This window comes from Wenzhouxiangella sp. YN1, from assembly GCF_056324145.1.
Genome location: NZ_JBJNIO010000148.1, coordinates 78246 through 102716 on the forward strand (window position 1 = coordinate 78246; position 24471 = coordinate 102716).

At 65.9% G+C, this 24471-nt stretch carries 20 protein-coding genes; 16 read left to right on the forward strand and 4 right to left on the reverse strand.

Annotation, left to right across the window (positions count from 1 at the left end):
- Nucleotides 1-48 precede the first annotated feature (48 nt).
- The 5 genes from ACEWQZ_RS09155 to ACEWQZ_RS09175 all read left to right on the forward strand — a co-directional run bounded on the left by ACEWQZ_RS09155 (nt 49) and on the right by ACEWQZ_RS09175 (nt 8506).
- Nucleotides 49-1557: a YifB family Mg chelatase-like AAA ATPase gene (locus ACEWQZ_RS09155; protein WP_476482785.1), complete on the forward strand. Its 1509-nt coding sequence runs from the start codon at nt 49-51 to the stop codon at nt 1555-1557.
- A 61-nt stretch (nt 1558-1618) separates the two neighbouring features.
- A complete protein-coding gene (locus tag ACEWQZ_RS09160; RefSeq protein WP_476482786.1) occupies nt 1619-3535 on the forward strand; it encodes an autotransporter assembly complex protein TamA in 1917 nt (638 codons plus the stop codon).
- On the forward strand, nt 3532-7365 hold the full coding sequence (locus ACEWQZ_RS09165) for a translocation/assembly module TamB domain-containing protein (protein ID WP_476482787.1): 3834 nt from the start codon (nt 3532-3534) through the stop codon (nt 7363-7365). Before ACEWQZ_RS09160 ends, ACEWQZ_RS09165 begins: the two co-directional genes overlap by 4 nt.
- 43 nt (nt 7366-7408) lie before the next feature.
- Nucleotides 7409-7876 (forward strand): PaaI family thioesterase, encoded by a 468-nt coding sequence (locus tag ACEWQZ_RS09170; RefSeq protein WP_476482788.1) that lies wholly within the window; start codon nt 7409-7411, stop codon nt 7874-7876.
- Between the two features lie 144 nt (nt 7877-8020).
- Entirely contained in the window at nt 8021-8506 is a 486-nt protein-coding gene (locus tag ACEWQZ_RS09175; RefSeq protein ID WP_476482789.1) for a hypothetical protein, read from the forward strand.
- 76 nt (nt 8507-8582) lie between these two features.
- Here the strand turns inward: ACEWQZ_RS09175 and cspE are convergent, their stop codons facing one another.
- From cspE to ACEWQZ_RS09190, 3 genes are all read right to left on the reverse strand, one after another.
- On the reverse strand, nt 8583-8786 hold the full coding sequence (cspE, locus tag ACEWQZ_RS09180) for a transcription antiterminator/RNA stability regulator CspE (RefSeq protein ID WP_476482790.1): 204 nt from the start codon (nt 8784-8786) through the stop codon (nt 8583-8585).
- 190 nt (nt 8787-8976) lie between these two features.
- Nucleotides 8977-10371 (reverse strand): GTPase/DUF3482 domain-containing protein, encoded by a 1395-nt coding sequence (locus tag ACEWQZ_RS09185; protein WP_476482791.1) that lies wholly within the window; start codon nt 10369-10371, stop codon nt 8977-8979.
- Complete coding sequence (locus ACEWQZ_RS09190) at nt 10368-11819, reverse strand: DUF2868 domain-containing protein (protein WP_476482792.1); 1452 nt, start codon at nt 11817-11819, stop codon at nt 10368-10370. The genes ACEWQZ_RS09185 and ACEWQZ_RS09190 overlap by 4 nt, the downstream gene beginning before the upstream one ends.
- Nucleotides 11820-11990: 171 nt before the next feature.
- On the opposite strand from ACEWQZ_RS09190, the gene ccoN reads away from it, so the two are divergent.
- The 11 genes from ccoN to ACEWQZ_RS09245 all read left to right on the forward strand — a co-directional run bounded on the left by ccoN (nt 11991) and on the right by ACEWQZ_RS09245 (nt 21791).
- Nucleotides 11991-13418, forward strand: coding sequence for a cytochrome-c oxidase, cbb3-type subunit I (gene ccoN, locus ACEWQZ_RS09195; RefSeq protein ID WP_476482793.1), 1428 nt, complete (start codon nt 11991-11993; stop codon nt 13416-13418).
- 20 nt (nt 13419-13438) lie between these two features.
- Nucleotides 13439-14092 (forward strand): cytochrome-c oxidase, cbb3-type subunit II, encoded by a 654-nt coding sequence (gene ccoO, locus ACEWQZ_RS09200; protein WP_476482794.1) that lies wholly within the window; start codon nt 13439-13441, stop codon nt 14090-14092.
- On the forward strand, nt 14089-14277 hold the full coding sequence (locus tag ACEWQZ_RS09205; RefSeq protein WP_476482795.1) for a cbb3-type cytochrome oxidase subunit 3: 189 nt from the start codon (nt 14089-14091) through the stop codon (nt 14275-14277). Before ccoO ends, ACEWQZ_RS09205 begins: the two co-directional genes overlap by 4 nt.
- On the forward strand, nt 14274-15188 hold the full coding sequence (gene ccoP / locus ACEWQZ_RS09210) for a cytochrome-c oxidase, cbb3-type subunit III (protein ID WP_476482796.1): 915 nt from the start codon (nt 14274-14276) through the stop codon (nt 15186-15188). Before ACEWQZ_RS09205 ends, ccoP begins: the two co-directional genes overlap by 4 nt.
- Nucleotides 15175-15459: a hypothetical protein gene (locus ACEWQZ_RS09215; RefSeq protein ID WP_476482797.1), complete on the forward strand. Its 285-nt coding sequence runs from the start codon at nt 15175-15177 to the stop codon at nt 15457-15459. The genes ccoP and ACEWQZ_RS09215 overlap by 14 nt, the downstream gene beginning before the upstream one ends.
- Nucleotides 15456-16850 (forward strand): cytochrome c oxidase accessory protein CcoG, encoded by a 1395-nt coding sequence (ccoG, locus tag ACEWQZ_RS09220; protein ID WP_476482798.1) that lies wholly within the window; start codon nt 15456-15458, stop codon nt 16848-16850. The genes ACEWQZ_RS09215 and ccoG overlap by 4 nt, the downstream gene beginning before the upstream one ends.
- Before the next feature lie 4 nt (nt 16851-16854).
- The gene (locus tag ACEWQZ_RS09225) at nt 16855-17373 is read left to right on the forward strand and encodes a FixH family protein (RefSeq protein ID WP_476482799.1); all 519 of its coding nucleotides are present in this window, start codon (nt 16855-16857) and stop codon (nt 17371-17373) included.
- Nucleotides 17370-19841, forward strand: coding sequence for a heavy metal translocating P-type ATPase (locus tag ACEWQZ_RS09230; RefSeq protein ID WP_476482800.1), 2472 nt, complete (start codon nt 17370-17372; stop codon nt 19839-19841). Before ACEWQZ_RS09225 ends, ACEWQZ_RS09230 begins: the two co-directional genes overlap by 4 nt.
- A 26-nt stretch (nt 19842-19867) precedes the next feature.
- Nucleotides 19868-20104, forward strand: a complete 237-nt coding sequence (gene ccoS / locus ACEWQZ_RS09235; RefSeq protein ID WP_476482801.1) for a cbb3-type cytochrome oxidase assembly protein CcoS — start codon at nt 19868-19870, stop codon at nt 20102-20104.
- Nucleotides 20105-20376: 272 nt separating this feature from the next.
- Nucleotides 20377-20931 (forward strand): hypothetical protein, encoded by a 555-nt coding sequence (locus ACEWQZ_RS09240; protein WP_476482802.1) that lies wholly within the window; start codon nt 20377-20379, stop codon nt 20929-20931.
- A 149-nt stretch (nt 20932-21080) separates the two neighbouring features.
- Nucleotides 21081-21791 (forward strand): sulfite exporter TauE/SafE family protein, encoded by a 711-nt coding sequence (locus ACEWQZ_RS09245; protein WP_476482803.1) that lies wholly within the window; start codon nt 21081-21083, stop codon nt 21789-21791.
- A 109-nt stretch (nt 21792-21900) separates the two neighbouring features.
- Here ACEWQZ_RS09245 and ACEWQZ_RS09250 read toward each other — a convergent pair whose 3' ends face one another.
- Entirely contained in the window at nt 21901-24378 is a 2478-nt protein-coding gene (locus tag ACEWQZ_RS09250) for a S9 family peptidase (RefSeq protein WP_476482804.1), read from the reverse strand.
- Between the last annotated feature and the right edge of the window lie 93 nt (nt 24379-24471).

A 24471-nucleotide genomic window follows, 5' to 3' on the forward strand; every position in this document is an offset into this window, starting at 1 on the left:
CCCCGAACAGGCCAGGATCCAGGTCAGACTTCGGGCAAAGGAATCAGGATGGGCCTGGCCACCGTCCAATCACGCGCCGCTGTCGGCATCGAGGCGCCGCAGGTGCTCTGCGAGGTCAACCTGTCGCCGGGTTTGCCGATGTTCGCCATCGTCGGCCTGCCCGAGACCGCCGTGCGCGAGAGCAAGGACCGGGTGCGCGCCGCGCTCAAGAACTCGGAGTTCGATCTGCCCTCCTGGCGCACCACGGTGTCGCTGGCGCCGGCCGACCTGCCCAAGGAGGGCTCGCGCTTCGATCTGCCGATCGCCGTGGGCGTGCTCGCCGCCTCCGGGCAGGTGCCCGATGATGATCTCGGAGGCTGGGAGTTTCTCGGCGAGCTGTCGCTGACCGGGCGACTGCGCGCGATCAAGGGAGCGCTGCCGGCCATCCTGCGCGCCCGCGAACAGGGCCGCAAGCTGATCCTGCCGCGCGCCAACGCCGAAGAAGCCGGGCTGGTGGCCGATGCCGAGATCTATCTGGCCGAGTCCCTGTGCGAGGTCGCCGAAGCACTCAACGGCCGACAGCCCCTGCCGCGGGCCGAGCCGGTGTCGGGCTTCAAGGACATCGCCGGGCCCGACCTGGCCGACGTGCTCGGTCAGCACCGCGCGCGCCGGGCGCTGGAAATCGCCGCCGCCGGCGGCCACAACCTCTTGCTGATCGGCCCGCCGGGCACCGGCAAGACCCTGCTGGCCTCGCGCCTGCCCGGCATCATGCCGCCGATGGAAGAAACCGAGGCCCTGGAGGCGGCCGCCATTGCCTCGGTCGTGGGCCATGAACTCGACCCGCCCACCTGGCGCCAGCGCAAGTTCCGCTCGCCGCACCACACCGCCTCGGGCGTGGCGCTGGTCGGCGGCGGCTCGAAACCGCGCCCCGGCGAGATCTCCCTGGCCCACGGCGGCGTGCTGTTTCTCGACGAGCTGCCGGAGTTCTCGCGCCACGTGCTCGAGGTGCTGCGCGAGCCGCTGGAGTCGGGCCGCGTGATCATCTCGCGCGCCGCCGTTCAGGCGGAGTTCCCGGCCCGTTTCATGCTGGTGGCCGCGATGAATCCCTGCCCCTGCGGCTACGAGGGCGATCCGTCAGGCCGCTGCGCCTGTACGCCCGATCAGATCCGGCGCTACCGCGATCGCATTTCCGGCCCGCTGCTCGACCGCATCGATCTGCACGTGGAAGTGCCGCGCCAGTCGCTCAAGGACCTGCCGCCCGGCGAGTCGTCAGCCGACGTCCGGCAGCGCGTTCTCGCGGCAAGAGCCATTCAGGCGCGGCGCGGCGGGGTCAATGCACAGCTGGATGTCGGCGGGATTCGCGAGCACTGCGCGCTCGATGCCCACCAGGCCACGCTGCTCGAGGCCGCCTGCGAGAAGCTGCGCCTTTCGGCGCGCGCCCACCATCGCATTGTGCGCGTGGCGCGCACCATTGCCGACCTCGACGCCAGCGAGCGCATCGAGGCGCGCCATCTCAGCGAAGCCATCGGCTATCGCCAGCTCGACCGGCGCCAGAATGCCTGGGCGCGCACGGCCTGAACATCAAGCCGCACTCACTGTCGGAGGGTTACCATAAGAATTCGACTTTCCGGGAGATTGCATGACCGCCAGACTGCTGTCGGCCCTGCTCTTGCTGACCATGCTGCTTGGCAGCGGCCTGACCAGGGCGGCCACTGTTTCCACCGAAATCAGCGGCGTGGCGGGCGGTCTGCTGGCCAACGTGCGCGCATCCGTCTCGCTGGTCCAGGCTGAAAAACTTGACGAGCTGTCGCTGTGGCGCCTGCGCCAGCTCGCCGGTGATGCGCGTTCGGAGGTCGAACAGGCACTCAGGCCGTACGGATACTATCGCGCCGACATCCAGGTGCGCCTGATCGAGCCCGAGGACGACAGCCAGCACTGGCAGGCCCGCCTGAACATCAAGCCCGGCCCGCCGGTATCGATCGACACGGTGAACATCGAACTGCAAGGCGATGGCCGTGACGACCCCGAGCTGAAGCGGTGGCGTGAACAATGGCCGCTGCAGTCCGGCGACCGGCTCCACCACCCCGCCTGGGAACAAGCCTGGCGACGGCTCACGCAATTGGCCGAGGAACGCGGCTACTTTCAGGCCCGCTTCGAGAAACGACGCGTCACGGTCGGCGCCGAGCGCGAAAAGGCTGATATCCACATCGTCTTCAATACCGGCCCCCGCTACCGCTTCGGCCGCTATATGGCGCCTGAACAACCCTTCAGCGAATCGCTGATGGAACGCCTTCACATCCTGGAGCCCGACGAGCCCTACAGCATCGAGCGGCTCGATCGACAGCGCGAAGCACTGGTGCGCTCCGGCCTGTTCGACCGCGTGGTTGTCGATACCGAGCGCGACGATGAGCGGCATTGCGTCGATCTGGTCTACCGGCTGGAAACCCGGTCGCCCAACACCTGGCGCGCCACCCTGGGGTTCGGCACCGACACCGGCGCAAGGATGCAGCTGGGCTGGACGCGCCACTACCTGAGCGCGCGCGGCGACCGCCTGGAAGCCGCACTCGGCGCTCAGCAATACCGGCGGGAGTATGTCTTTCAGAGCGAATATCGCCGCCCGCGCGGTGATCAGCCCTCGGAGTTTCTGACCGCCGGCACCACGCTGCGCAGCGAGCAGGATGATTTCCGCTTCTACGACGAAGACCGTATCGAACCGGTGTTCGAAGCTTTCAACGGCCGCCGCGATCAGACCCAGCTGACCTTCGGCCGACTTCAGGAACGCAAGCTCTGGTCAAAGCGCTATCAGGGGCTGGAAGAGCGGCTGTTCGTTTCGCTTCTCAACGAGTCCTTTGATGCCCTTCGCGAAGGCTCCTTCAGCCGCGAGAACGACGCCCTGCTCGAGGCCAACCCCGAGCTGCGCCCTTATCTGAATACCGAAAGCCGCGTCGTCGCCTTCGGCGGACGCTGGCGACTGCCCCGGATACGAGGCGCGGGCTTCAACGCCAGCGGCTCGGTATGGCAGGCGCACCTCATCGGCGCGCACGAGTCAGCCGGCTCGGATGTCAGCTTTGCCCAGGCCTGGCTGAGCGGGCAGTGGCACCTGATTTTTGGCGAGCGTCACAAGCTGATGCTGCGCGGCGAGGCGGGCTATACCGAAGCCGACACCCGCCGCCTCGACATCGACCTGGACGATCGCCGCCTGGATCTGACGCTCACCGAAGTGCCCGAGCGCTACCGCTTCAAGACCGGGGGCGACAGAACGGTGCGCGGCTATGGCTACGAGAAGCTGAGCACCAACCGCAACGGCGCCAATCACCTGCTGGTCGGGTCGGTCGAATACGAATACCGCGTCGGACAGAACTGGTCGCTGGCGGCCTTTGCCGATATCGGCAACGCTTTCAACGATTTCAGCCAACGCAAGCTCAAGCGCGGCGTCGGCGTGGGTTTCCGCTGGTATACGATGATCGGCCCGATTCGCATCGACATCGCCCAGGCCCTCGACGAAGTCGATGACCCCTGGCGTCTGCACTTCACCATCGGCACGCAACTGCTATGAAAAAGTGGCTGAGCATCATTGGTATTGCCATACTGACCCTGCTGTTGTTGGCAACGGCAGCCTGGCTGTGGCTGACGCATACCGAAAGCGGCGCCCGCTGGGCCGTTGCCCGCGCGAGCGGGTTTGTCGAACGCCTCGATTACGACGCTTTCGCCGGCGGCCTGGCTTCGGGCCTCACCCTGCAGGGCGTCGACTTTGCCCACGCCGGCATGCGGGTCAGCGCCGATCAGCTGGAACTGGCCGCGCGCGTGGAGCTGTTCTCCGGTCCGCGCGTGGTGGTTCGCCGCCTGCGCGGCCGCGGCATCGACATTCACCCGCCACAGGCTCAAGCACCTGCAGAAGAAAAGGCCGAGTCAGCCTTCGATCTCTCGGCGCTGGCCAGTCCGATCGACATCGTCGTCGAAGAGCTCGACCTGCGGCAGCTGACCATCCACGCCGGCAGCGAACCGCTGCGCATCGACCATATCGGGCTGGCCGGGCGTTACGGCGACCGTCTCGAGCTCGATCGACTTGCCGTTGCAAGCGAAACCGGACGCGCCAGCGCCGCAGGGCACTGGGCGCTCGAGCGCCAGGGCCAGGGCCGACTCGACATCGAAGTGGAGGTGCCCCTCGAGGAGGGCACAACGCAGTCCGGACACATCACATTGGCCGGCCGCCCGGCGGCGCTTGATATCGAGCTGTCGACAGCAGGCCCGGCCCGGCTCGAAGGCAGCGGCAGGCTGCGCGATCTGCTCCAATCACCCGCCATCGAGGCCAGAGTCACCGGCAAACTGAGCGGCTGGCCCGGCCTGCCCGTGAACGTTGACGACATGGTGGTCTCGCTCGACGGCCAGCCGGAGGACTGGCAAGCCAACTCCAGCGCGCGAGTGAGCGGCCCGGACATTCCGCCCGGCGAGTACTCGCTGGCGCTGTCGGGTGGCACCCAGTCGCTGACCATCGAAACGCTCGACGCGCAACTGCTCGACGGCCGGATCAGCGGCCACGGCCAGCTCGACTGGAGCGAATCGGCGCCGGCTTCCCGCGCCAGCCTGCAAATCGAATCTCTCGACCTCACGCCGCTGTACCCCCAGTGGCCCAATCAGGGCCGCATCAGCGGCGAGCTGGCGGTGGCCACGCAAGAGGGCGTGATTGCAGTCGAGTCGCTTTCCCTGCGCGCCAACCCGGGGGATCTGAAGGTGACCGGCAGCGGCCGCATCGACCCGGCCGGCGACCACGTCAACGCCACGCTCGAATGGCAGCAGTTTGCCTGGCCGCCAGTCACTGATGATGTCGAGCCACTGGTGGCCAGCGAGTCCGGCCAAATTCATGTCACCGGACAGATCAGCGACTGGCGGGCTCGCATCGAAGCCATGGTGCAATCGCCACGGACGCCGGCCGCGCACATCGAGGCCAGCGCCAGCGGAACGCGCGAGACCGCCCGCATCCGGCAGCTGACCATCACCGCCGGAGAGCACGGATCGCTGGCGCTGGACGGTCGCGTGGCCTGGCAGCCTGCACTGGCCGCCGAGGTCAACCTGGTGCTCGACGGATTCGACCCCGGCGTTCTGGTCAGCCAACTGCCCGGGCGGATCGACGGCCGCGCTGCAATCAGCCTGGCCCGCGATGACCACTGGCAGCTGACCGTTGGGCTCGACGAGCTCAGCGGTCGTCTTCGTGGCCAGGCGCTGACCGGGTCGGGGCAGCTGGCATGGGCGGGCGATCACCCGGAAGCGGCCGATCTGCAGCTGCAGTTGGGCAACAACCGCATTGCCCTCGACAGCGAAGACGCAGAAGCCCTGCGGATCGACCTGAATGCAGCCTCGCTTGATCAACTCTGGCCCGAGCTGGCCGGCGAAATCCACCTGGCCGGCCAGCTTCGGCCCGGCAAAGGTCAGCTCGATCTCAGCGGCCAGCTCGACGAGCTGCGCTACCAGGGCTACAAACTGGAGCAGGCCGATGTCGATCTGGGGCTTGCGTGGCTGGATCAGCCGGCAATGGACCTGAACATCACCGCCACCAACCTCGACCTCCAGCCCTGGGAGCGCATCGAGCGGCTGGAGCTCACCCTGGGTGGCGGCTGTCAGTCGCATCGACTCGAGCTCACCACCTCCGGCTCCCGCGGCAATCTCAACCTGGCCATGGGCGGCCAGCTCGTCGACTGCCTGGAGGGAGCGCCGGAATGGCAGGGCGAGATCACGCGCCTGTATCTGGGCGAGACCGTGGCCGGCGACTGGCGGCTGGCTGCCGCGCTGCCCCTGGCCTGGTCCGCCGGGCGCATCGTGGCCAAAACAGCCTGCCTGACCACCGCGGCCGACACGCCGGCGCGGCTCTGCCTCGAGCACCTCGAGGCAGGCGCGGAAGGTCGTGTCGCCACCCGTATCGAGCAGGTGCCCATGGACCTTCTGCTGCTGCCGCTCGACCCGGTCATTTCGCTGACCAACACCCTCTCCGGCAAGGTCGAAGCGGCCTGGGACCAGGCTGGCCTGTCGCGGGTGGAAGGCGGGCTCGAAATGAGCGCCGGCGAACTCCAGGCCATTGGCGACGAAGAGGAGCTGCTGACCATCGACGCGCTGCGGCTCGACCTCGAACCGACCGATGACACCGGGCTGCTGGCGGGCCTGCAGCTACGCCTGGAAGGCCAGACCACGATCAACGGCCAGGCGCATGTGGTCGATTTACGCAAGCTGGCTGACACTCGGCTCGAAGGCGAGGCCAGGCTCGATCTGCCCAACATCGCCGCGTTTGCGCACCTGATCCCGCGGATCGACCGCATCGGCGGCTCCGCCAACGGCCGGATCGAGGTGACCGGCCCGATCACCGGGCCCTCGATCAGCGGTCGCGTGGCCGTCGATAACGGCGAGGTGGTGCACGCACCCTTCGGCCTGAACATCCACGACATTCACCTGGCGCTGTCGGGCTCGGCCGATCGCGCCACTCTCGAAGGCCGGGCGCGATCGGGCGACGGCCAGCTGAGTCTGTCCGGGCAGGCCCGCCTGGGCGATGACGGCTGGCGCCTGGAAAGCCGGATCGAAGGCGAGCAATTCAAGTTTGCCGGCGCCGACTGGCTGGAACTGGCTGCCAGCCCGCAGGTCAGCCTTGATCTGCAGCCCGACCAGGTCAGTATCAACGGCGATATCCACATCGACCGGCTGCGCGGCGGGTTGCCGCCCGGCGCGGCCGAGCGCGTCCAGCCCTCTCCCGACGTCGAGATTGCCGGTGAGCAAGACGAACAGGAGGCGGCCGGGAATGCAGTCAAGCGGCGAATCGAAGGCCGGCTGGGCATTGACCTGGGCGACAACGCCAGCCTGGCCATGGAAGGATTCCGCACCGAACTCGCCGGCGGCCTGGAGCTGGCATGGAACGGACCGCCCAAGCCCGAAAGCCGCGGTGCCATCCGTCTGCCCGAGGGCGCCTACCGCGCCTACGGCCAGAACCTCGAGATCAACGACGGCGAAGTCATCTTCACCGGCGAGCCGACTGATAATCCGCGCCTGGATATCCGCGCCGTGCGCGACATCTTCGGCGATCCGGAAGTGGAAACCGCCGGGGTCGAAATCACCGGAAACGCCCGCAACCCGCACATCGAGCTCTACACCGATCCACCGACCAGCCAGGAAAAAGCACTGGCCTATGTAGTCACGGGCTCGGACTTCGACCAGGCCGGGGGCCAGGGTGCACTCAACGTCGGTTTCTATCTGCTGCCGCGCCTGTTCGTCAGCTATGGCGTGGGTCTGTTCGAGACCGGCAACGTGCTGTCGGGCCGCTACGAGCTGTCCACACGCTGGGGTGTGCGCGTGGTCTCGGGCGAACGCGACACCGGCGTTGATCTAAGCTATACCATCAACAACTGAAGGCCCGGAGCTTCGCGATCGGGGCCTGAGCAAGGAGACCTCAATGAGCAACAAGAGCATTCAGGAACAGCTGGCGCCGGAGAGCATCTGCTTTGGCTGCGGGCCGGCCAACGAGCAGGGCCTGCGCATCCGCTCCTTCGTCGAAGGCGAGCGCATGACCGCTGACTGGCAGCCAGAAGCCCACCACGAGGCTTTTCCCGGCGTTATCAACGGCGGCATCATCGGCACCCTGCTCGACTGCCACATGAACTGGACCGCGGCCTGGCACCTGATGCAGGAAGACCGGCTCGAAGCCGTGCCGTCGACAGTCACCATGGACTACGGTGTTCAGCTCCGGCGGCCGACGCCGTCTTCCGGGCCGCTGCATCTGGAAGCCTGGGTCGAAGGCCGCGACGACAAGGGTATCGTCAGCATCGCCGCCGAACTGTCGGCCGGTGACAAGGTGTGCGCCACCGCCAGCGGTCGCTTCGTCGCCGTCAAGCCGGGGCATCCGGCCTATCACCGCTGGTAATCAACCCGCGCAATGACAGGGCGCACGAAATCCGCGCGCAGACGATGGTCGGGCCGGGAAACCTGCCCCGCCCTTGCTGTCATGCGTGGCCACGCAGTGCCATAATCGAAGCTGATCGACACAGATGGATGGGCACATCGGACCATGAATACGGGAAGTAAAACATTGCACGCGCTCGCCGGGCTGTTTCTTGTGCTGGCGCTGGGCGCCTGCAGCCAGTCCGAAGACCGCACCGGCGATGATCAATCGACCGGGGATCCGACGGGATCGGCGGCGTCAGGCGAGCAATCGAGCGGAGAGATCAACATGCATGCCAGCAACGGCAACAGCCTGAGCCTGGAGGAGGCCGTGCAGGCCGCGCGCGAAGCGTTGGCGGAACGCAGCGGCACACCAATCGCAGCAATCGAGACCGTTCGGGCCCGGGCCGTCACCTGGGCGAACGGCGCCATGGGCTGCCCGCAGGAGGGCATGATGTACACCCAGGCCCTGGTCGAGGGCTACTACATCCTGCTGCGCACAGAAGGTCGGGAGGTTGCCTATCACGCCGGGCGCGATGGCCGGCCCTTTCACTGCCCTGCCGAGCGCAGCCGAGCCCCTTCGCCCGACGATCGCAGCGACAGCCTGTCCTAGCGCACCGACCGTGCAGACAAGAAAAACCCCGCCGCAGCGGGGTTTTTCTTTCCTACCTGTCATGAAGCGGTTCGCTTCAGGCGGGCTCGACGTTGGCGGCCTGCGGGCCCTTGGGGCCTTCCTGGATATCGAAGGTGACTTTCTGGCCTTCGGCCAGGGTTCTGAAGCCGCTGCCCTGGATGGCGGAGAAGTGAACGAAGACGTCCTTGCCGCCATCATCCTGGCTGATGAAACCGAAGCCCTTGGCTTCGTTGAACCACTTGACTGAACCTGTTGCCATGATCTTGCTACCTGTATAAAAACAAAAATAAACGCGCCAGGGTAGATGAAGATGGGATTTCGGCGATGTCCTGCCAGATAGGGAGGGGTCAACCTGAATTCACACGCGCCATTTACCGTAGGCACGTTTCCAGTATACGTGGACACGAGAGCAAAATCCAGCGCTTTTTGTGCTGCGTTCGGCGACAGCGTCAGGCGCCGCTTTTTGGCCAGGCCAGCGACTCGAGTGAATCATTCAGTTCCGCGGCCAGCTCGGCCAGCGCCGTCGAGCGGCTGCCCGAAACGCCGCCGCCGTTGAGCGCCGACCAATCCGGATGGTGCCGTGCGCGACGCACGGCCCGCGGCAGGCGGCGCTTGTCCAGAGCAGCCACAACCCGGGCGCGGATACGGTCGGGGCTGCCGTGGCCGCGATGCATCAGCGCGGCGAGCAACTCCACCGAGCGCGCCACCATCAGGCGGGCGACGGCATCGCTGACCTGGATGCGCTCCCGGCCGCGCAGGCGATCGATCAGGCGCGAGCCGGCCGAACGGACCAGGCCGGTTCCGGCACCCAGGGCGGCCCCGGCCAGCATGCCGGCACCCAGCGACAGCCCGCCGGTGGCCACATCGACCAGCGCGCCGCCGCCGGCACCGGCGGCGGCATGGCTCGAAGCCCTCAGGCCATAGTGGCGCAGCGTTTCGGGGTCGAATGGATCAGCATGCCAGCGGCCGTCGCTGACGGGCAACTCCGCTTCGTCATAGTCCTCGCGTCCGAAACGGTAGAGCTCCAGCAGGGTATCGACACAGGCCTGCTCGCGCCGGTGAATGGTTGCCCGCAGCTCGCGCCAGACCTGCTGACGCTCGGTCTCGCTGCCGGCCTCGATCTCGCGCACGCAGGCGGCCACATCAAGCAGCATGGCGGCGATGGCCTCCAGCGCCGCCTGCCTGCGCTGCCGCTCTTCGGCGCGACGGTGGCCAAGCCAGGCTGACAGCACGTCTGCGTGATGATCGAGCTGGCTCTTGAGCTTCTCGAACAAGGCGAGCTCGGTCGCCGGGTCACGCACGGCGGCATCGAAAGCCAACACGGTATGCAGGCGAACCCGGGCCAGAGCATCACGCCACTGCGCCTCACGGCTGCTGTCCGAGGCAGTAAAATTGAGCACCGCCACGATGGGCCTGGCGCACAGCCCGAGCACAGCCAGCTCGTCCTGATACTTTTCCAGTACCGGCTCGCGGGCATCGATCACGTACAGGGCCACGTCCATCGCGAGCATCAACTCGAGTACCCGGGCTTCGTGGTCGAAGCGCTCGACCGCATCGCTGTCGTCGAGAAATCGACGAATGCGGGCCGGGCCATCGTGACGCTCGCCGGACACGCCATCGAGCCAGTCAAGCAGTGCCGGCGCATTTTCCAGGCCGGGCGAATCATTGAGCTGGATACGCGCACCGTCAGCGGCCACCAGCTCGCCCCGGGCAATCCGGCGGGTGGTGCCCGACTCATCACGGACTTCACCAAAATCGCGATCGTGCGTCAGCGTACGCACCAGAGACGTCTTGCCGGTATTGGTATGGCCAACAATGGCCACCTTGAGCGGGCCGCTGCTCACGAGTTTTCGCTCTCGGCGCCCAGCGCCCGATGCAAAAGCGCCAGCTCTCCGGCTTCGGGCGCTTCACGATCAATCATGACCACGCGGGCACCGGCGCGCTCGGCCAGAGTCTGCCAGTCGCGACGCCGCGCCGCCGCATCGCCGCCGCGGGCCTCGAGCCGGGTGTTTTCGTCAAGCACCAGCCACAGCGGCGCATCAGCGGTGTCGGCCAGGCGCGCAAGAAAATCACCGGTGCCGGCATCCGGCGTTCTCAGCAGCGAGCAGATGCCGAGCACGGCCGCGGCCGGCCGGCGCCGCCCCGCCGCTGCTTCCAGCGCCGCGAGGCGCCCGGCGCGATCGTCGGCGCGCCCCAGATCAATCACGTCGATGCCGGGCACCACGCCGGCGCCCGTTGCACCCTCGCGCTCGAGCTCCACGGCCACGGCCAGGATGCCGCGGGCATTGGATTTCTGGCGTCGCGGCCCGCGCGCCCGGTGTGGCGGCAGCGGCCGGCTCGCTGCAGGCTCGTGGCGCTCGACCACGGCCAGATCGCCCGCCAGGCGCAGATAGCCGGGGCGAGTGGTATCCAGATGCATTCTGCGGCCGGCCACGACGGCCAGGCCAAATGAAGCCCCAAACAGAAACGCGCGGGGTACAATAGCCCACGCAGCGATCATGGCGAGAAGGAATCGCGCCCACTCCGCCCTGGCGGTAGCTTCGGCAGCACCCTCACGCCCGGCAACAATCCAGGCTTCATCCGCCTCGGGCATGAAACCAAGGATTTCCGGCCAGGCCGCCAACCCCTGCACCAGTTGAACAACGCTGTAATCACTGAGCAGCGTCGTCCCCCATATCAGTTCATATTGAACCACCGAGAAGAAAACGACCAGAGCGCCAAAGGCGCCCAGGGCATAGCCGAGCCAGAATCCGTGACCGACAGCACTCAACACCCAGCGTCCCCAGCCGGTACCCGGCAGCGAAGCGAAGGCCGCCATCACATCGGCTGCATGCGGCGAAGCAAGCAGCCTTGGCGCCAGCCACCGCAGCACGCGACCGGCAACGCTGCCCGCCAGGCTGGGGGGGCCGGCGCGGCCGTGACCCCAGGCCATCAAGACCGCCCAGAGCAACAACATCAGGGTGGGAACAAGCAACAGCGCCGCCGCCGCGAGCAGGATATCGACGCGACTTTCGGCCACCGTGGCCCGCGCCGCGATCGCGCCGGCCAGGGCACCGAGGCCGGCCATGCCAACACCCAGCCAGACCAGGGCCCGGCGCAAACGAAGAATGTCGGCACGGATGGCCGGTGCCGGATCCAGAGCCGCAGCGCGCGCGCGGATGCGCTGCGCCAGGTCGCCGCCGCGATCGCGAGCGACCACGACGGCAGCCTGGTCAGCCAGGCGACCGCAACGCTCTTCCAGATGACGAAACGATTCGGTCAGCAGCCAGTCATTGACGCTGAGTCGGCTCATGAGCGCAAGCGGCAGCGGAAAGTGGAGATCGGACTCATCCCGGCAATCATACCGCCTGGCCGACTGGAAGCGTCGGGGATTGATTCTGGTCAAGAATCCGGCCGCATTCACTAACGATAATTTGCAGCACTCGATTTTTCAGTATCGACCAACCATTGAAGGGATCCATTAATGGCGAATTCCACCACCTATAACGACCGCGTTGTCCGGCAGTTCACCTGGGCAACGGTGATCTGGGGCATCGTGGGCATGCTCGTCGGCGTGCTCATCGCAGCGCAGCTGATCTGGCCCGAGCTCGGGGCCGGCATTCCCTGGCTGAGCTATGGCCGCCTGCGGCCGCTGCATACCAATGCCGTGATCTTCGCCTTTGGCGGCTCCGGACTCTTTGCCACCAGCTATTACGTCGTCCAGCGCACCTGTCACACGCGACTGTTTTCCGACAGCCTGGCGGCGTTCACGTTCTGGGGCTGGCAGGTCGTCATCGTCAGCGCGGTGATCACGCTGCCGCTGGGCTACACCATGAGCCGCGAGTACGCCGAACTGATCTGGCCGGTGGCGGTTCTGCTCGCCGCGGTGTGGGTGGCCTATGCCGTGGTGTTCTTCGGCACCATTGCCAAGCGTCGGGTGCGCCATATCTACGTGGCCAACTGGTTCTTCGGCGCCTACATCCTGACGATTGCGGTGCTGCACATTGTCAACAATCTGGCCGTTCCCACCGACTGGCTGCACTCCTATCCGATTTATTCCGGCACGGTCGATGCCATGGTGCAGTGGTGGTACGGCCACAACGCGGTGGGCTTTTTCCTGACCGCCGGCTTTCTCGGCATGATGTACTACTTTGTGCCCAAGCAGGCCGGGCGGCCGGTGTATTCCTATCGCCTGTCGATCGTGCACTTCTGGTCACTGATCGCGATCTACATGTGGGCCGGGCCACACCACCTGCACTACACCTCGCTGCCTAACTGGGTGCAGTCGCTGGGCATGGTCTTTTCACTGATGCTGTTTGCGCCCAGCTGGGGCGGCATGATCAACGGCATCATGACCCTCTCGGGCGCCTGGCACAAACTCCGAACCGATCCCATCCTGCGCTTCCTGATCGTCGCCCTGAGCTTCTACGGCATGTCGACCTTCGAGGGGCCGATGATGTCGATCAAGACGGTCAACGCGCTGTCGCACTACACCGACTGGACCATTGGTCACGTACATGCCGGCGCGCTGGGCTGGGTGGCCATGATCACCATCGGCTCGATCTACGGCCTGGCGCCGCGCGTTTTCGGCGTCGACAGGATGTACTCCACGCGCCTGATCGAGTGGCACTTCTGGGTCTCCACCATCGGCACGGTGCTCTACATCACCGCCATGTGGATCGCCGGCGTGATGCAGGGCCTGATGTGGCGCACCTTCAACGATGACGGCACGCTGACCTACACCTTCGTGGAGGCGCTACAGCAGACCGAGCCTTACTACATGCTGCGCCTGCTGGGCGGACTCGTCTTCCTCTCGGGCATGTTCATCATGTTCTACAACATCTGGAAGACCTGGCAGATGCGCGAAACGGACAACCTGGACGTGCCGGTCAAGGCACCGGCACACGCCTGATCTCAGGAGAGAAATGATTCATGGCTAGCATGCATGACAAGATCGAAAAGAACATTGGCCTGATGGCCATCCTGATCGTGGTCGCCATCAGCTTCGGCGGCCTGGTCGAGATCATCCCGCTGATGTTCAAGGCCGCCGTGGTCGAGCCGGCCGAAGGCGTTGAGCCCCACAGCCCGCTGCGCCTGGCCGGCCGTGATGTCTACGTCTCGGAAGGCTGCTACAACTGCCACAGCCAGCAGATTCGTCCGTTCCGGGCCGAAACCGAGCGCTACGGCCACTATTCGGTCGCCGGCGAGTTCGTCTATGACCGCCCGTTCCAGTGGGGCTCCAAGAGAACCGGCCCGGACCTGGCCCGGGTGGGCGGACGCTACAGCGACGACTGGCACGAGCTGCACCTGCTGAATCCGCGTGCCGTGGTACCCGAATCGAACATGCCGGCCTACTCCTGGCTGGCCGAGCGCTTCGTCGACCCGCAGTCGATCCAGAAGCGCATGCGCGTGCTTCAGCGCATGGGCCACCCCTACAGCGACGAGCAGATCGAAGCCGCCGCGGATGAGGTTGCCGGCCGCACCGAGCTGGAAGCGGTGATCGCCTACCTGCAGGGGCTGGGCACGGAATGGACCGGCCAGCGCACTGCCAACGGCAACGCAGCCACGCAGGGAGGCGGTTCATGAGCAGCGGACTGATCACGGCCATTGCCATGATCGCCTTTGTGGCCATCGTCATCTGGGTGTTCTTCATCAAGCGCAAGGAAGACTTTGACGAACAGGCCAACCTGCCGCTGGAAGAAGACGACCGGCGCAGGCAGGAAGAACGCCAAAAGGTTGACGATCGCAAGGACAAGGAGAATTCATCATGAGCGCCTTCTGGCACTGGTATGTCGTCCTCATCACGCTGGGCTTCACCGCCGGGCTGGTGTGGTTGTTTATCGCCACCGGCCGCGCGCGCGTACAGTCGCAAGCGCATGACGAGCATGGCGAGACCACCACGCACGTGTGGGATGAGGACCTGCGCGAGTACAACAACCCCATGCCGCGCTGGTGGCTGTGGCTGTTTTACGGCAGCGTCATCTTCTCGCTGGGTTATCTGGTGCTGTATCCGGGCCTGGGCCGTTACGAAGGCACGCTGGGCTGGACGCAGGAAAATCAGTATCAGGCCGAGATGGCACGCGCCGATGAAGCGTTTCGTGCCCGCTTTGCCGAGCTCGCCGCCCGACCCGTCGAGCAGCTGACCGGCAATGCAGAAGCCTTGCGTGTCGGCCGCAACGTCTTTGCCCACAATTGCTCGACCTGCCACGGCTCGGATGCCCGCGGCGCCGAGGGCTACCCCAACCTGACCGACCAGCACTGGATCTGGGGCGGCAGCCCCGAGCGCGTGCTGGAGACGATTCAGTCCGGCCGTCAGGCGATCATGCCGCCCCTGGGGGACAGCCTGGGTGAACAGGGCGTGACCCGGGTTGCGGTATATGCGCAACAGCTGGCCGGCAACCGCGTCGACGCCACCATGGCCGCGGCCGGCAAAAAGCTGTTCCAGCAGAACTGTGCCGCCTGCCACGGCCCGGACGGCACCGGCAACATTCATCTCGGTGCACCCGACCTGACCGCCGGCGTCTATACCTATGGCGGCGACCTGGACACCATCCGTGAAACCATTCGCGAAGGCCGCAACGGCGTGATGCCGGCGCAGCAGGAGCTGCTGGGCGACATCCGCACCCGGCTGGTTGCCGCCTACGTCCTCAGCCTGAGCCAGCAAGACGATGACCAGAGTTGATATCGATTTTCCGCCGCGCCCCCTGGCCCAGCGCATGGGGGCCATTCTCTGGCCGTCGTTCTTCGCCGCCGGCATCGCCACAATCGTGTTCTTCGCCATCGTCGACCCGCTGACGCTGCGGGACATGACCTTCCCCGAGCTCGAAATCGGTCGCATGACCGGCTACACCATCGGCTTTTTCCTGTTCTGGGGAGCCACTGCGGGCTCGAGCCTGTTCACCTGGCTGCTGCTGCGGCCGGCCAGTCGTTTCAACAGCAGGATGCATAAATGAGCAACGGCGCAAGCCAGGAAACCATTCCGCTCTACGTCAAGCAGGCCAAGGTCTACCCGCGCGAGATCAAGGGCCGCTTTGCCCGCCTGCGGGTCATCGCCGTGTGGGTGCTGCTGGGGCTCTATTACCTGTTGCCCTGGCTCAGCATCAACGGCCAGCAGGTCGTTCTGTTCGATCTGGTCAACCGTCAGTTCCACATCTTCGGCCTCACGCTGTGGCCGCAGGATCTGATCATTCTGGCGCTGCTGCTGGCCATGGCCGCGCTGACGCTGTTTTTCTTCACCGCCCTGGCCGGGCGGCTGTGGTGCGGCTACGCCTGCCCGCAGACGGTCTGGACCGAAGTCTTCCTGTGGCTCGAGCGCATCACCGAAGGCCGCCGCAACAAGCGCATGAAGCTCGACCAGGGCCCATGGAACCGCGAAAAGATCGGCCGCAAGTCAGCCAAGCAGTTCCTCTGGATCACCTTTGCCCTGTGGACCGGTTTCACCTTCGTCGGCTTTTTCGTTCCGATCCGCGACCTCGGCCTGCGCCTGCTCGAGTTCAACCTGGGCGGTTGGGAAACCTTCTGGCTGTTCTTCTATGCCTTTGCTACCTACGGCAACGCCGGCTACCTGCGCGAGCAGGTCTGCAAGTACATGTGCCCGTATGCGCGCTTCCAGTCGGCCATGTTCGACGATGACTCGCTGGTCATCTCCTACGATGTCAACCGCGGAGAGCCACGCGGCCCGCGCAAGAAGACAGCCGACCAGGCCGAGCTGGGCCTGGGCGACTGTATCGATTGCATGGGCTGTGTGCAGGTCTGCCCGACCGGCATCGACATTCGCGACGGCCTGCAGATCGAATGCATTGCCTGTGCCGCATGCATTGACGTGTGCGATGACGTCATGGACCGCATGGGTTACCCCCGCGGGCTGATTCGATACACCACCGAAAACGCCATGACCGGAAAGCCCACCCGCATTTTCCGGCCGCGTATCTTCATTTATCTGGCTGCACTGCTGGCGCTTGCCGCGCTGGTTGGCCTGGTTCTCACCGGCCGCGAGCCGCTGCTGGTGGACGTGCTGCGCGACCGCACCGCGCTGCACCGGGTAACCGAACAGACGCTGGAGAACCCCTACACCCTCAAGCTGTCCAACCGTACCGAGCGTGACCTTGCCGTCAGCATCGAGGTACAGGGCCAGTCCATGACCGGCCTGCGCGTGATCGAGCCGACCACGCCGGTGAATATCGCCCCGTCGGAGGTCGCCAACCAGCCGCTGACCGTTGGCCTGCCAATTGAAAACGCACGCGCCGGCATGCATGAAATCATGATCATCACCAGCGATGCAGAAGGCACGGTGCTCAACCAGACCGAAACCCGCTTCTTCATCCCGGCTCGTGCACTGGAGTAACTGAATGAATCCTGAAGTGAGCGCGAATGAAGCGCACCCCTGGTACCGCGAGTTCTGGGTGTGGTTCATCCTGGCAATTCTGGTAATGGGCCTGGCTTCGGGCACCGGCGTACTGATCATCGGCCTCAACAATGCCCCGCAGATGGTGACCGGCGACTACCAGCCGCTGGGCAAGACGATGGTCAACACGCGCGAGCGCAGCACACGGGCCACCGAACTCGGCCTGAGCGCGAGCCTTTTGGTGAGCGATAACCAGGCCGAACTGGTGCTCGACGCGCTGCAGATCGAAGCGCTGCCGAAACAGCTGCTGCTGCGCTTTCAGCACCCGGTCAACGCCGAGCGCGACATCTCTGTGGTCGCCCACCGCGTGGATAGCGGGCACTGGCTGGCCGAGCTGGGCAGTATGGCGCCGCCGGGGCGCGCTCGCGTCATCCTCAGCGACCTGCAGCAAAGCTGGTGGCTTGCCGGGCGCTACTCCGGCACCGTCAACGGCCGGATCGGGCTCGAACCGGAGCCGCTGTGAGCCTTGCGGCGGCGTGCTGGCACTGCGGTGAGCCGGTGCCCCACGGCGTCGACCTCCAGGCCACCATTGCGGGCCAGCCACGGCCGATGTGCTGCCACGGCTGCCAGGCCGTGGCCACTCTTATCGATCAGGCCGGCCTCGATCGCTATTACGATTTTCGCGATGCCCTGCCCCAGCGCCCGGACGCCGCCGACCGCCCGGGCGACTACAGCGCCTGGGACCGTGACGCCATCCGGCATCACTATGCGCGCGCTGACGGCAAGGGGCTGGCGACGATCACCCTGGTGCTGGAGAACGTCCACTGCGCGGCCTGCAGCTGGCTGATCAAGCGCTTTGTCGGCGAGCTCGACGGCGTGGCCGAAATCCAGATCGACATCGGTGACGGGCGCGCCCGCCTGCACTTCGACCCCGAACGCACGCCGCTGAGCCAAGTGGCCACGCGCCTGGCCGCGCTTGGCTACCGACCGCATCTGGACTCGCCCCGGGCGGGTGAACTGCGCGACCGAACCGAGCGCCGACAGCTCCTCAAGGCGATTGTCGTGGCCGGCCTGGGCATGATGCAGGTCATGAGTTACGCCCTGGCCGGCTATATCGGCGCTTTCCAGGACATCGATCCCACCAGTGAGCGCTTCTTTCAGCTCATCAGCATGGTGGTTGCCGTTCCGATTGCGTTGTACTCCGGGCGGATCTTCTATCAATCGGCCTGGCGCACGCTCAGGCGCCGCAGCATGGGCATGGACGTACCGGTGGCCACAGCCATGCTGCTGACGCTCGCAGCCAGCATTTACACCACGCTGCTCGATGCCGGCGAGGCGTATTTCGACTCGGTGGTGATGTTCATCTTCTTTCTGCTGCTGGGGCGCTACGCCGTACTGGTGACGCGCCAGCGCGCCGGATCCGTGCATTCGGCGCTGGCACGCTCGCTGCCGGCTGCGGCGCGCCGACTGAACCCGGACGGTGCCCCGGAAGCCGTCGCCCTGGTCGAACTCGAGCCTGGCGACCGCGTTCAGGTCAGCGCCGGTGAAACGATACCGACCGACGGCCGCATCATGGACGGCCGCGCCATGGTCGACGAATCCCTGCTTTCAGGCGAGTCGAGCCCGCGCAGGCGCAGCGCGGGGGAGTCGGTACTCGCCGGCTCGCTGCTGCGCGACGGCCAGCTGGTGGTCGAGGTCGGAGAAGTCGGGCAGTCCACGGTGCTTGCCGGCATCGTCGAGCTGCTTGAACAGGCTCGCGGCCACAAGCCACGCCTGGCGCAGGTGGCCGACCGCATCGCCGGCTGGTTCGTCGCCTTCGTTCTCAGCGGCGCGGCGGCGACTGCCCTGGTCTGGTGGCAGCTGGACTCCCAGCGCATGCTGCCGATCGTCATCTCCGTACTGGTGGTGTCGTGCCCCTGCGCCCTGGCCCTGGGCACGCCGGTGGCGCTGGCTTCGGCCGCGCGCGGATTTGCCCGCCTGGGGGTGCTGACCACCGGCAGCAATGTACTGGAAAAGCTGCCGGGGATCAGCCACGTGGTACTCGACAAGACCGGCACCCTCACGCAGCCGGAAATGCGCGTGGCCGAGGTGCGTATCGACGACCCCCAGCTGGATCATGAACACACGCTCCGTCTGGCCGGCCGTCTGGAACGGGTCAGCCGCCACCCGGTGGCAACGGCCTTCGAAGACCACGACGACGGCGGCGCCGTGGCCCGGGCCGAAGCGGTGACAGCCGCCGGCGTGCGGGGCACGGTGGACGGCCACGAGCTGGCGCTGGGCAAACCCGCCTGGATTTCACAGCGGCTGGGGCAGGATCTGTCGGCGCCAGGAGACGGACAGTGGATCGCACTGGCCGACCAGTCCAGGCTGCTGGCATGGATACGGCTCGACAGCCCGCTGCGCGAAGGCGCTGTCGAGCTCATCGAGCAGCTCAAGGCGCGCCGAATCCATGTGCTGCTGGCCTCCGGCGACCGCACCGAGAACGTTGCGCGCATGGCCCGGCGCCTGGGTATCCGGCAGTTCGAGGGCGATCTGCAGCCGGCCGACAAGCTCCAGCTGGTGCAGCGCCTGCAGGCCGCAGGCGCGCGCGTTGCCATGGTGGGCGACGGCATCAATGACGCCCCCGTACTGGCCGGCGCCGATGTTTCCCTGGCGCTCGCCGAAGGTGCTGACATCGCCCGCACCCAGGCCGACCTGGTCATCACCGGGCGAACGCTGGGCCGCGCCAGCCAGGTCTTCGAACTGGCCCCGCGCGTGGTCGGCGTGATCCGTCAGAATCTGGCCTGGGCGTTTGGCTACAACATACTCGCCCTGCCGCTGGCCGCCTGCGGTTTCGTTCCCCCCTGGGCGGCTGCCATCGGCATGTCGATATCGAGCCTGATCGTGGTCGCCAACGGCCGCCGGGCCGGCCACCTGCCCAACAACCACCCCAGCCCCGGACTGCCCCTGGAGCCCTCACCCCAACAACCAACCCCGGCCCCCAATCCCTGACCCTTCACACTTCACACCTGAACCCGATGAATATCATCTACGTCCTCATCCCGCTGTCAGTGCTGCTGATGATTCTGGCCATCGGCGCTTTTTTCTGGGCCGTACGCAACGATCAGTTCGACGATCTCGACACCCCGGCGCTCGATATCCTCGACGAGGACGACCGCCCCGGCGCCAGAAGCCCGCGTCGCGACGGCGATGCGGCAGAGCAGGCCGAAGGTCCGGACACCACGGGCGGACAGGTAGCGCAAAGGGAAGATTGAAAGCATCCACACGGGAAATCCACTGGATCCGGGACTAATTGATCGCCACCTCAGCGCGCAGATAGCACGCCATAAAGCAAAACCACCCCCTGAGTGCGATGCGGCTCTCATTTTTGATTGACAGCCGCCATCCCGTCCACGCATTATTGCCAGACGTGTCGGATTCCGGCGCGGATTCTCGTTATTGATGAGAGCCCGCCGCGCCCGGCAGTTCTGACCCGCGGCTGGCTGCAATGCAAATAAATCAACGACTCTCAGGGAGTGAATGCACCATGAAATATCTGATCGCGATTTTGGGCGGCCTGCTGCTCGCCAGCACCGCTTTGGCCAACAACACGGGCGGCACGCCGCCGCCGTCGGCGCGCGCCGTTGCCGGCAATGTCAGCATCACCGGCACGGAAACCGACGGCGGCCCGGGGGACTGCTCCTTTGTCACCATCAACATCACCGCCGAAATCGAGGGCACCAATGACCTCGGCGGCGGCAATGATCAAATCCGTTTTTCCATCTGGGACGACAGCTCGGAAGTGGCTTTCGAAGTTGTTTCAGTGCCCGTGGGTGAAACCCGGACCGTTAACGTAACCCTGACCTTCGAAGGTCTGGTCGGAGTTGGCGCGCCCGGCGTCGGTGTCACTATCTACGACGGCCCCACCACCGGCAGCGCGACTCTGTTCAGCGAAGATCCGTTCCATCCCGAAACCGTGCCCGGAAGCTGTGACGGTGGCGCGCCGGCCATCTCGGTGCCGGTCAATGGGCCCTGGATGCTGATCACCCTGACCGGCCTGCTGGCACTGCTGGGCTTCGGCGTGCTGCGCACACGCGGCTGATCGGAAAAAGAGTCGCTTCGGGCCCGCTGGCGCAGCGCCGATAACGCGCCCGAGCTTTCCCTCCGGACGCCGGCCGTCCTCGGCCGGCGTCACGGCGTTCTGCCTATCGTCACCACTCCGGCCGGTCGCGGTCGTAGACTGGTCGGGCCATGAACGCTGAAACTGCCCTGCTCACCGGCCTGTTGGCCGGCCTGTTCGGGTCGACGCACTGCCTGGGCATGTGTGGCGGCATCGTCGGCCTGCTGCATGCCCAGATTCCTGCCGGCCGCGGAGCGCTGGCCATCGGTTTCCACGTCGGGCGTATCGCGAGCTATCTGGCCATCGGCCTGCTCGCCACCGGCCTGGGCATGCTGCCGGCAGCCGCCATGCCCGAGGCCGCGCCACAGATCATGCGCTGGCTGCTGGGGGGCATCATCGTGCTGATGGCCATCTACATCGCCCTGCCCGGCCGCTTTCGCGACGTGGCCGGCCAGATTGCCGCGCCGCTGACCCGGCGGATGATGCCGGTCTTCGCGAAGTTTCTGCCGGTGCGCTCGTTCGATAACGCCATCGGGCTGGGGCTGATGTGGGGCTTTCTGCCCTGCGGCCTGCTCTATACCGTGGTCGCCACCGCCGTCATGCTGGCCGACCCCCTGGCCACCAGCACCATGATCGTCGCCTTTGGCGTCGGCACCGTGCCGCTGCTGCTTGGCAGCGGGCTTTTGATGCTGAAGTTCCGCTCGGCGGTCAACCGGCCCGGCCTGCGCCGACTGGCCGCCGTGCTACTGGCGCTCACCGGGCTGCTCATCGCCGCCGGCCCGTGGCTGGCCCACGCCATCGACCATCCCTGGATGCAGTTTCTCGTCGAGTGCGTCACCTAGACGCGCTCTGAGAGCTGGCCTCAGGCGGGGCTGCGGGAAAGGACAAACCTTTGCGTCAATCAGATTTCGATTTTGATTCTCTGCGTACTTCGCGGCTCTTGCGTAATGATCATGACTCCGGATAAAGGAACTGCCACCACTCGGGTTCGTCCTTGAGCCACTTGTCGTACCAGGCCAGGATGCTGTCCCACCAGACATAGCGCTTTTCGCGGTCAAGGATCCAGTGGTCTTCGCCGGTGAACTCGACCATCTCGACCTCGCGCCCCAGCAGCTTGAGCGCGGTAAACATGTTGGCGCTTTCCCCCGGCGGCACGTTGGTGTCGGAATCACCGTGCAGCAGCAGCAGCGGGGTATTGATCCGGTCGGCATGGTAGATCGGGCTGTGCTCGACATAGAGCTCGCGGTTGTTCCAGGGGAAGCTGCCGCGGCTGGCGCTGCCGGAATAGGCCCAACCCCACCAGCCTTCGCCCCAGTAGCTGGTCAGCGCGCTGATGCCGGCGTGCGAGATCGAGGCGGCAAACAGATCGGTTTTCGTTGCCAGATACATGGTCATGAAGCCGCCGTAACTGGCGCCCATGTTGCCGATTCTTTCCCGGTCAACAAAGTCGTGGGCCGCGACGAATTTCTGCGTGCCCTCGATGATATCGGCGGCAGCGTAGTCGCCCCAGGCGTTGACGTGCCTTGCCGAAAAGTCCTGGCCATAACCAATGGCGCCGCGCGGCTGGACCACGTAGATGACGTAGCCGTTGGCTGCCCAGAGGTTGAACGGATAGCGCCCGGTGAACTGGCGATTGACCGGCGTGGTGCCGCCGTAATAGTAGACGATCAGCGGATAGCTGCCGTCGGGGTCGAAATCCGGGGGCAGATAATAGCGGCCATCGATTTCGATGCCGTCAGCGTTGTTGAAGCGCCAGTCGTGCACTTCGCCGAACACGACGTCTGCATAGGCGCTCTGGCGGGAATCGACCAGCGTCCGGATATCCCCCTCGAGGCCGACACGATGGACGCGCTGCGGCGCATCAGCATCGCTGCCGCGGGCGACGATGGTCGGCGGTGAGGTGCGCGAAGCGACAAACGACTCCATTACCGCCAGGTCGGTGTCGATGATTTCCAGTCGCCGGGACGCCACATCGAAGTGAACCAGCGCGACCTCTTCACCCGAGATCGCGGAGAGCAGCAGATTGCCGTCAGCCAGGCGTTCGATCGCGGTCAGGGCGGGGTCGAAATCGCGGCTTGCACTGGTCGCCTGCGTGCCATCAACCGAAAGCAGGTAGAGCTGTGTATCGAAGTCGTTGGGCGCAACCTCCGCCGGCGTGATATCGCCATCGCCGGCTGCCAGGGACGGCCCGGCCAGCAGCCAGTAGCCATCTTCGGCATAGCGTATGTCGTTGAAATGACGCAGGCGCGCGATGTCGGTCTGGCGACCGTCGTCGAGCGCAAGCTCGAACACGCGGGTCAGGCTGTGCGGCGCTTCCTCGTAGTCGATGATCGGCTGCGACAGCAAGGCCCGACCGCCAACCACATCGTGCAGCGTGACCGAGTGCGGCTCGGCGGTCAGCGCGCGTACCATGCCGCTGGCCACATCAACCTGATGGAGCTGGCTGGCATCGCGAAAACCCGCCCAGCGATCTTCAAGCGAGCGCAGGCGGCGGCGCTTGTCGGTATCGGTTTCGTCCTTGCGGGTCCAGGCAAACAGGATTGACGCCGAATCGGGATGCCAGCGCCAGCTGCCGATGCCCGCGTGCTCGAGCAGCACCGGCCGAACCCGGCCGCTATCGCGCTCGTGCAGCCACAGGCTGTTGCCGGTCTGGACGGCCAGCTTCGAACCGTCCGGGCTCCAGGCCAGGGCTGCGGGCGCCTGGCCCGTCCATTGCCGCACGATGCGGTCGGTCTGCAGATCGCGAATCGCGAGGCGGCGGACATCGCTGTCGGCCAGCTCGTCGCGGCGCTCGAAGGCCAGCGCCAGATAGCGTCCATCCGGTGAAATGGCCATGCGGTCAACGGTCTCGGCGTTGGTCAGGCGCTGTGCCGACACGCGGCGCACCGGCCGGGTGTGCGCGCGCACGCGGTCAACCTCGGAACGCCCCTGCCAGGCCAGCGACGGCGTGGCGTTGTCTGCGGCGCCCTCGTGCACAACCCAGACGCCGTGGCTGCCGTTACGCAGATCCAGCGCATACCCCTGATCTCCTGCTTCGACCGTCTCGCCATCGATGAATACCCCGGCATTGCGCAGGCCGCTGATCTCGAGCTCACCACGGACAAAGCGCTCGGTCTCGAGCTGGAACCACCACAACTGCAGCTGCCGCTCGCTGTCCAGCTCATCCACGGCCGCCGACTGCCAGCCCAGCTCGCGCCCGAAGGCCGCAACGGATTGCGAGGGCCGTGGCAGTGGCTGTTCGCTCAGCTGTCCGATGAGCGCCCGCCGCAGCCCGTCGGCATGGCCTGCCTCGGCCATGAGCTCGGCATCGACAGGCAGAGGAGCGAGCGCCAGCACTTCTTCGATGGCAACCGCATCGGGGGCATCGGGACCGGCCAGAACCAGGCCGGGAAACAACAGAACAAGAACATGCAGAATTGGGCGAATCACGCTTTCACTCCGGGCTCGGCTCGAATTCAGGCGTTGAATGTACCAGAACACCGGCCGCAGGCGACTTTGGTCTTTTTGACGATGGTCAAGTCG

Coding starts and splice junctions, on each gene's coding strand:
- ACEWQZ_RS09155 (WP_476482785.1), top strand. CDS start 49: ATGGGCCTGGCCACCGTCCAATCACGCGCCGCTGTCGGCATCGAGGCG.
- ACEWQZ_RS09160 (WP_476482786.1), top strand. CDS start 1,619: ATGACCGCCAGACTGCTGTCGGCCCTGCTCTTGCTGACCATGCTGCTT.
- ACEWQZ_RS09165 (WP_476482787.1), top strand. CDS start 3,532: ATGAAAAAGTGGCTGAGCATCATTGGTATTGCCATACTGACCCTGCTG.
- ACEWQZ_RS09170 (WP_476482788.1), top strand. CDS start 7,409: ATGAGCAACAAGAGCATTCAGGAACAGCTGGCGCCGGAGAGCATCTGC.
- ACEWQZ_RS09175 (WP_476482789.1), top strand. CDS start 8,021: ATGAATACGGGAAGTAAAACATTGCACGCGCTCGCCGGGCTGTTTCTT.
- cspE (WP_476482790.1), bottom strand. CDS start 8,786: ATGGCAACAGGTTCAGTCAAGTGGTTCAACGAAGCCAAGGGCTTCGGT.
- ACEWQZ_RS09190 (WP_476482792.1), bottom strand. CDS start 11,819: ATGAGCCGACTCAGCGTCAATGACTGGCTGCTGACCGAATCGTTTCGT.
- ccoN (WP_476482793.1), top strand. CDS start 11,991: ATGGCGAATTCCACCACCTATAACGACCGCGTTGTCCGGCAGTTCACC.
- ccoO (WP_476482794.1), top strand. CDS start 13,439: ATGGCTAGCATGCATGACAAGATCGAAAAGAACATTGGCCTGATGGCC.
- ACEWQZ_RS09205 (WP_476482795.1), top strand. CDS start 14,089: ATGAGCAGCGGACTGATCACGGCCATTGCCATGATCGCCTTTGTGGCC.
- ccoP (WP_476482796.1), top strand. CDS start 14,274: ATGAGCGCCTTCTGGCACTGGTATGTCGTCCTCATCACGCTGGGCTTC.
- ACEWQZ_RS09215 (WP_476482797.1), top strand. CDS start 15,175: ATGACCAGAGTTGATATCGATTTTCCGCCGCGCCCCCTGGCCCAGCGC.
- ccoG (WP_476482798.1), top strand. CDS start 15,456: ATGAGCAACGGCGCAAGCCAGGAAACCATTCCGCTCTACGTCAAGCAG.
- ACEWQZ_RS09225 (WP_476482799.1), top strand. CDS start 16,855: ATGAATCCTGAAGTGAGCGCGAATGAAGCGCACCCCTGGTACCGCGAG.
- ccoS (WP_476482801.1), top strand. CDS start 19,868: ATGAATATCATCTACGTCCTCATCCCGCTGTCAGTGCTGCTGATGATT.
- ACEWQZ_RS09240 (WP_476482802.1), top strand. CDS start 20,377: ATGAAATATCTGATCGCGATTTTGGGCGGCCTGCTGCTCGCCAGCACC.
- ACEWQZ_RS09245 (WP_476482803.1), top strand. CDS start 21,081: ATGAACGCTGAAACTGCCCTGCTCACCGGCCTGTTGGCCGGCCTGTTC.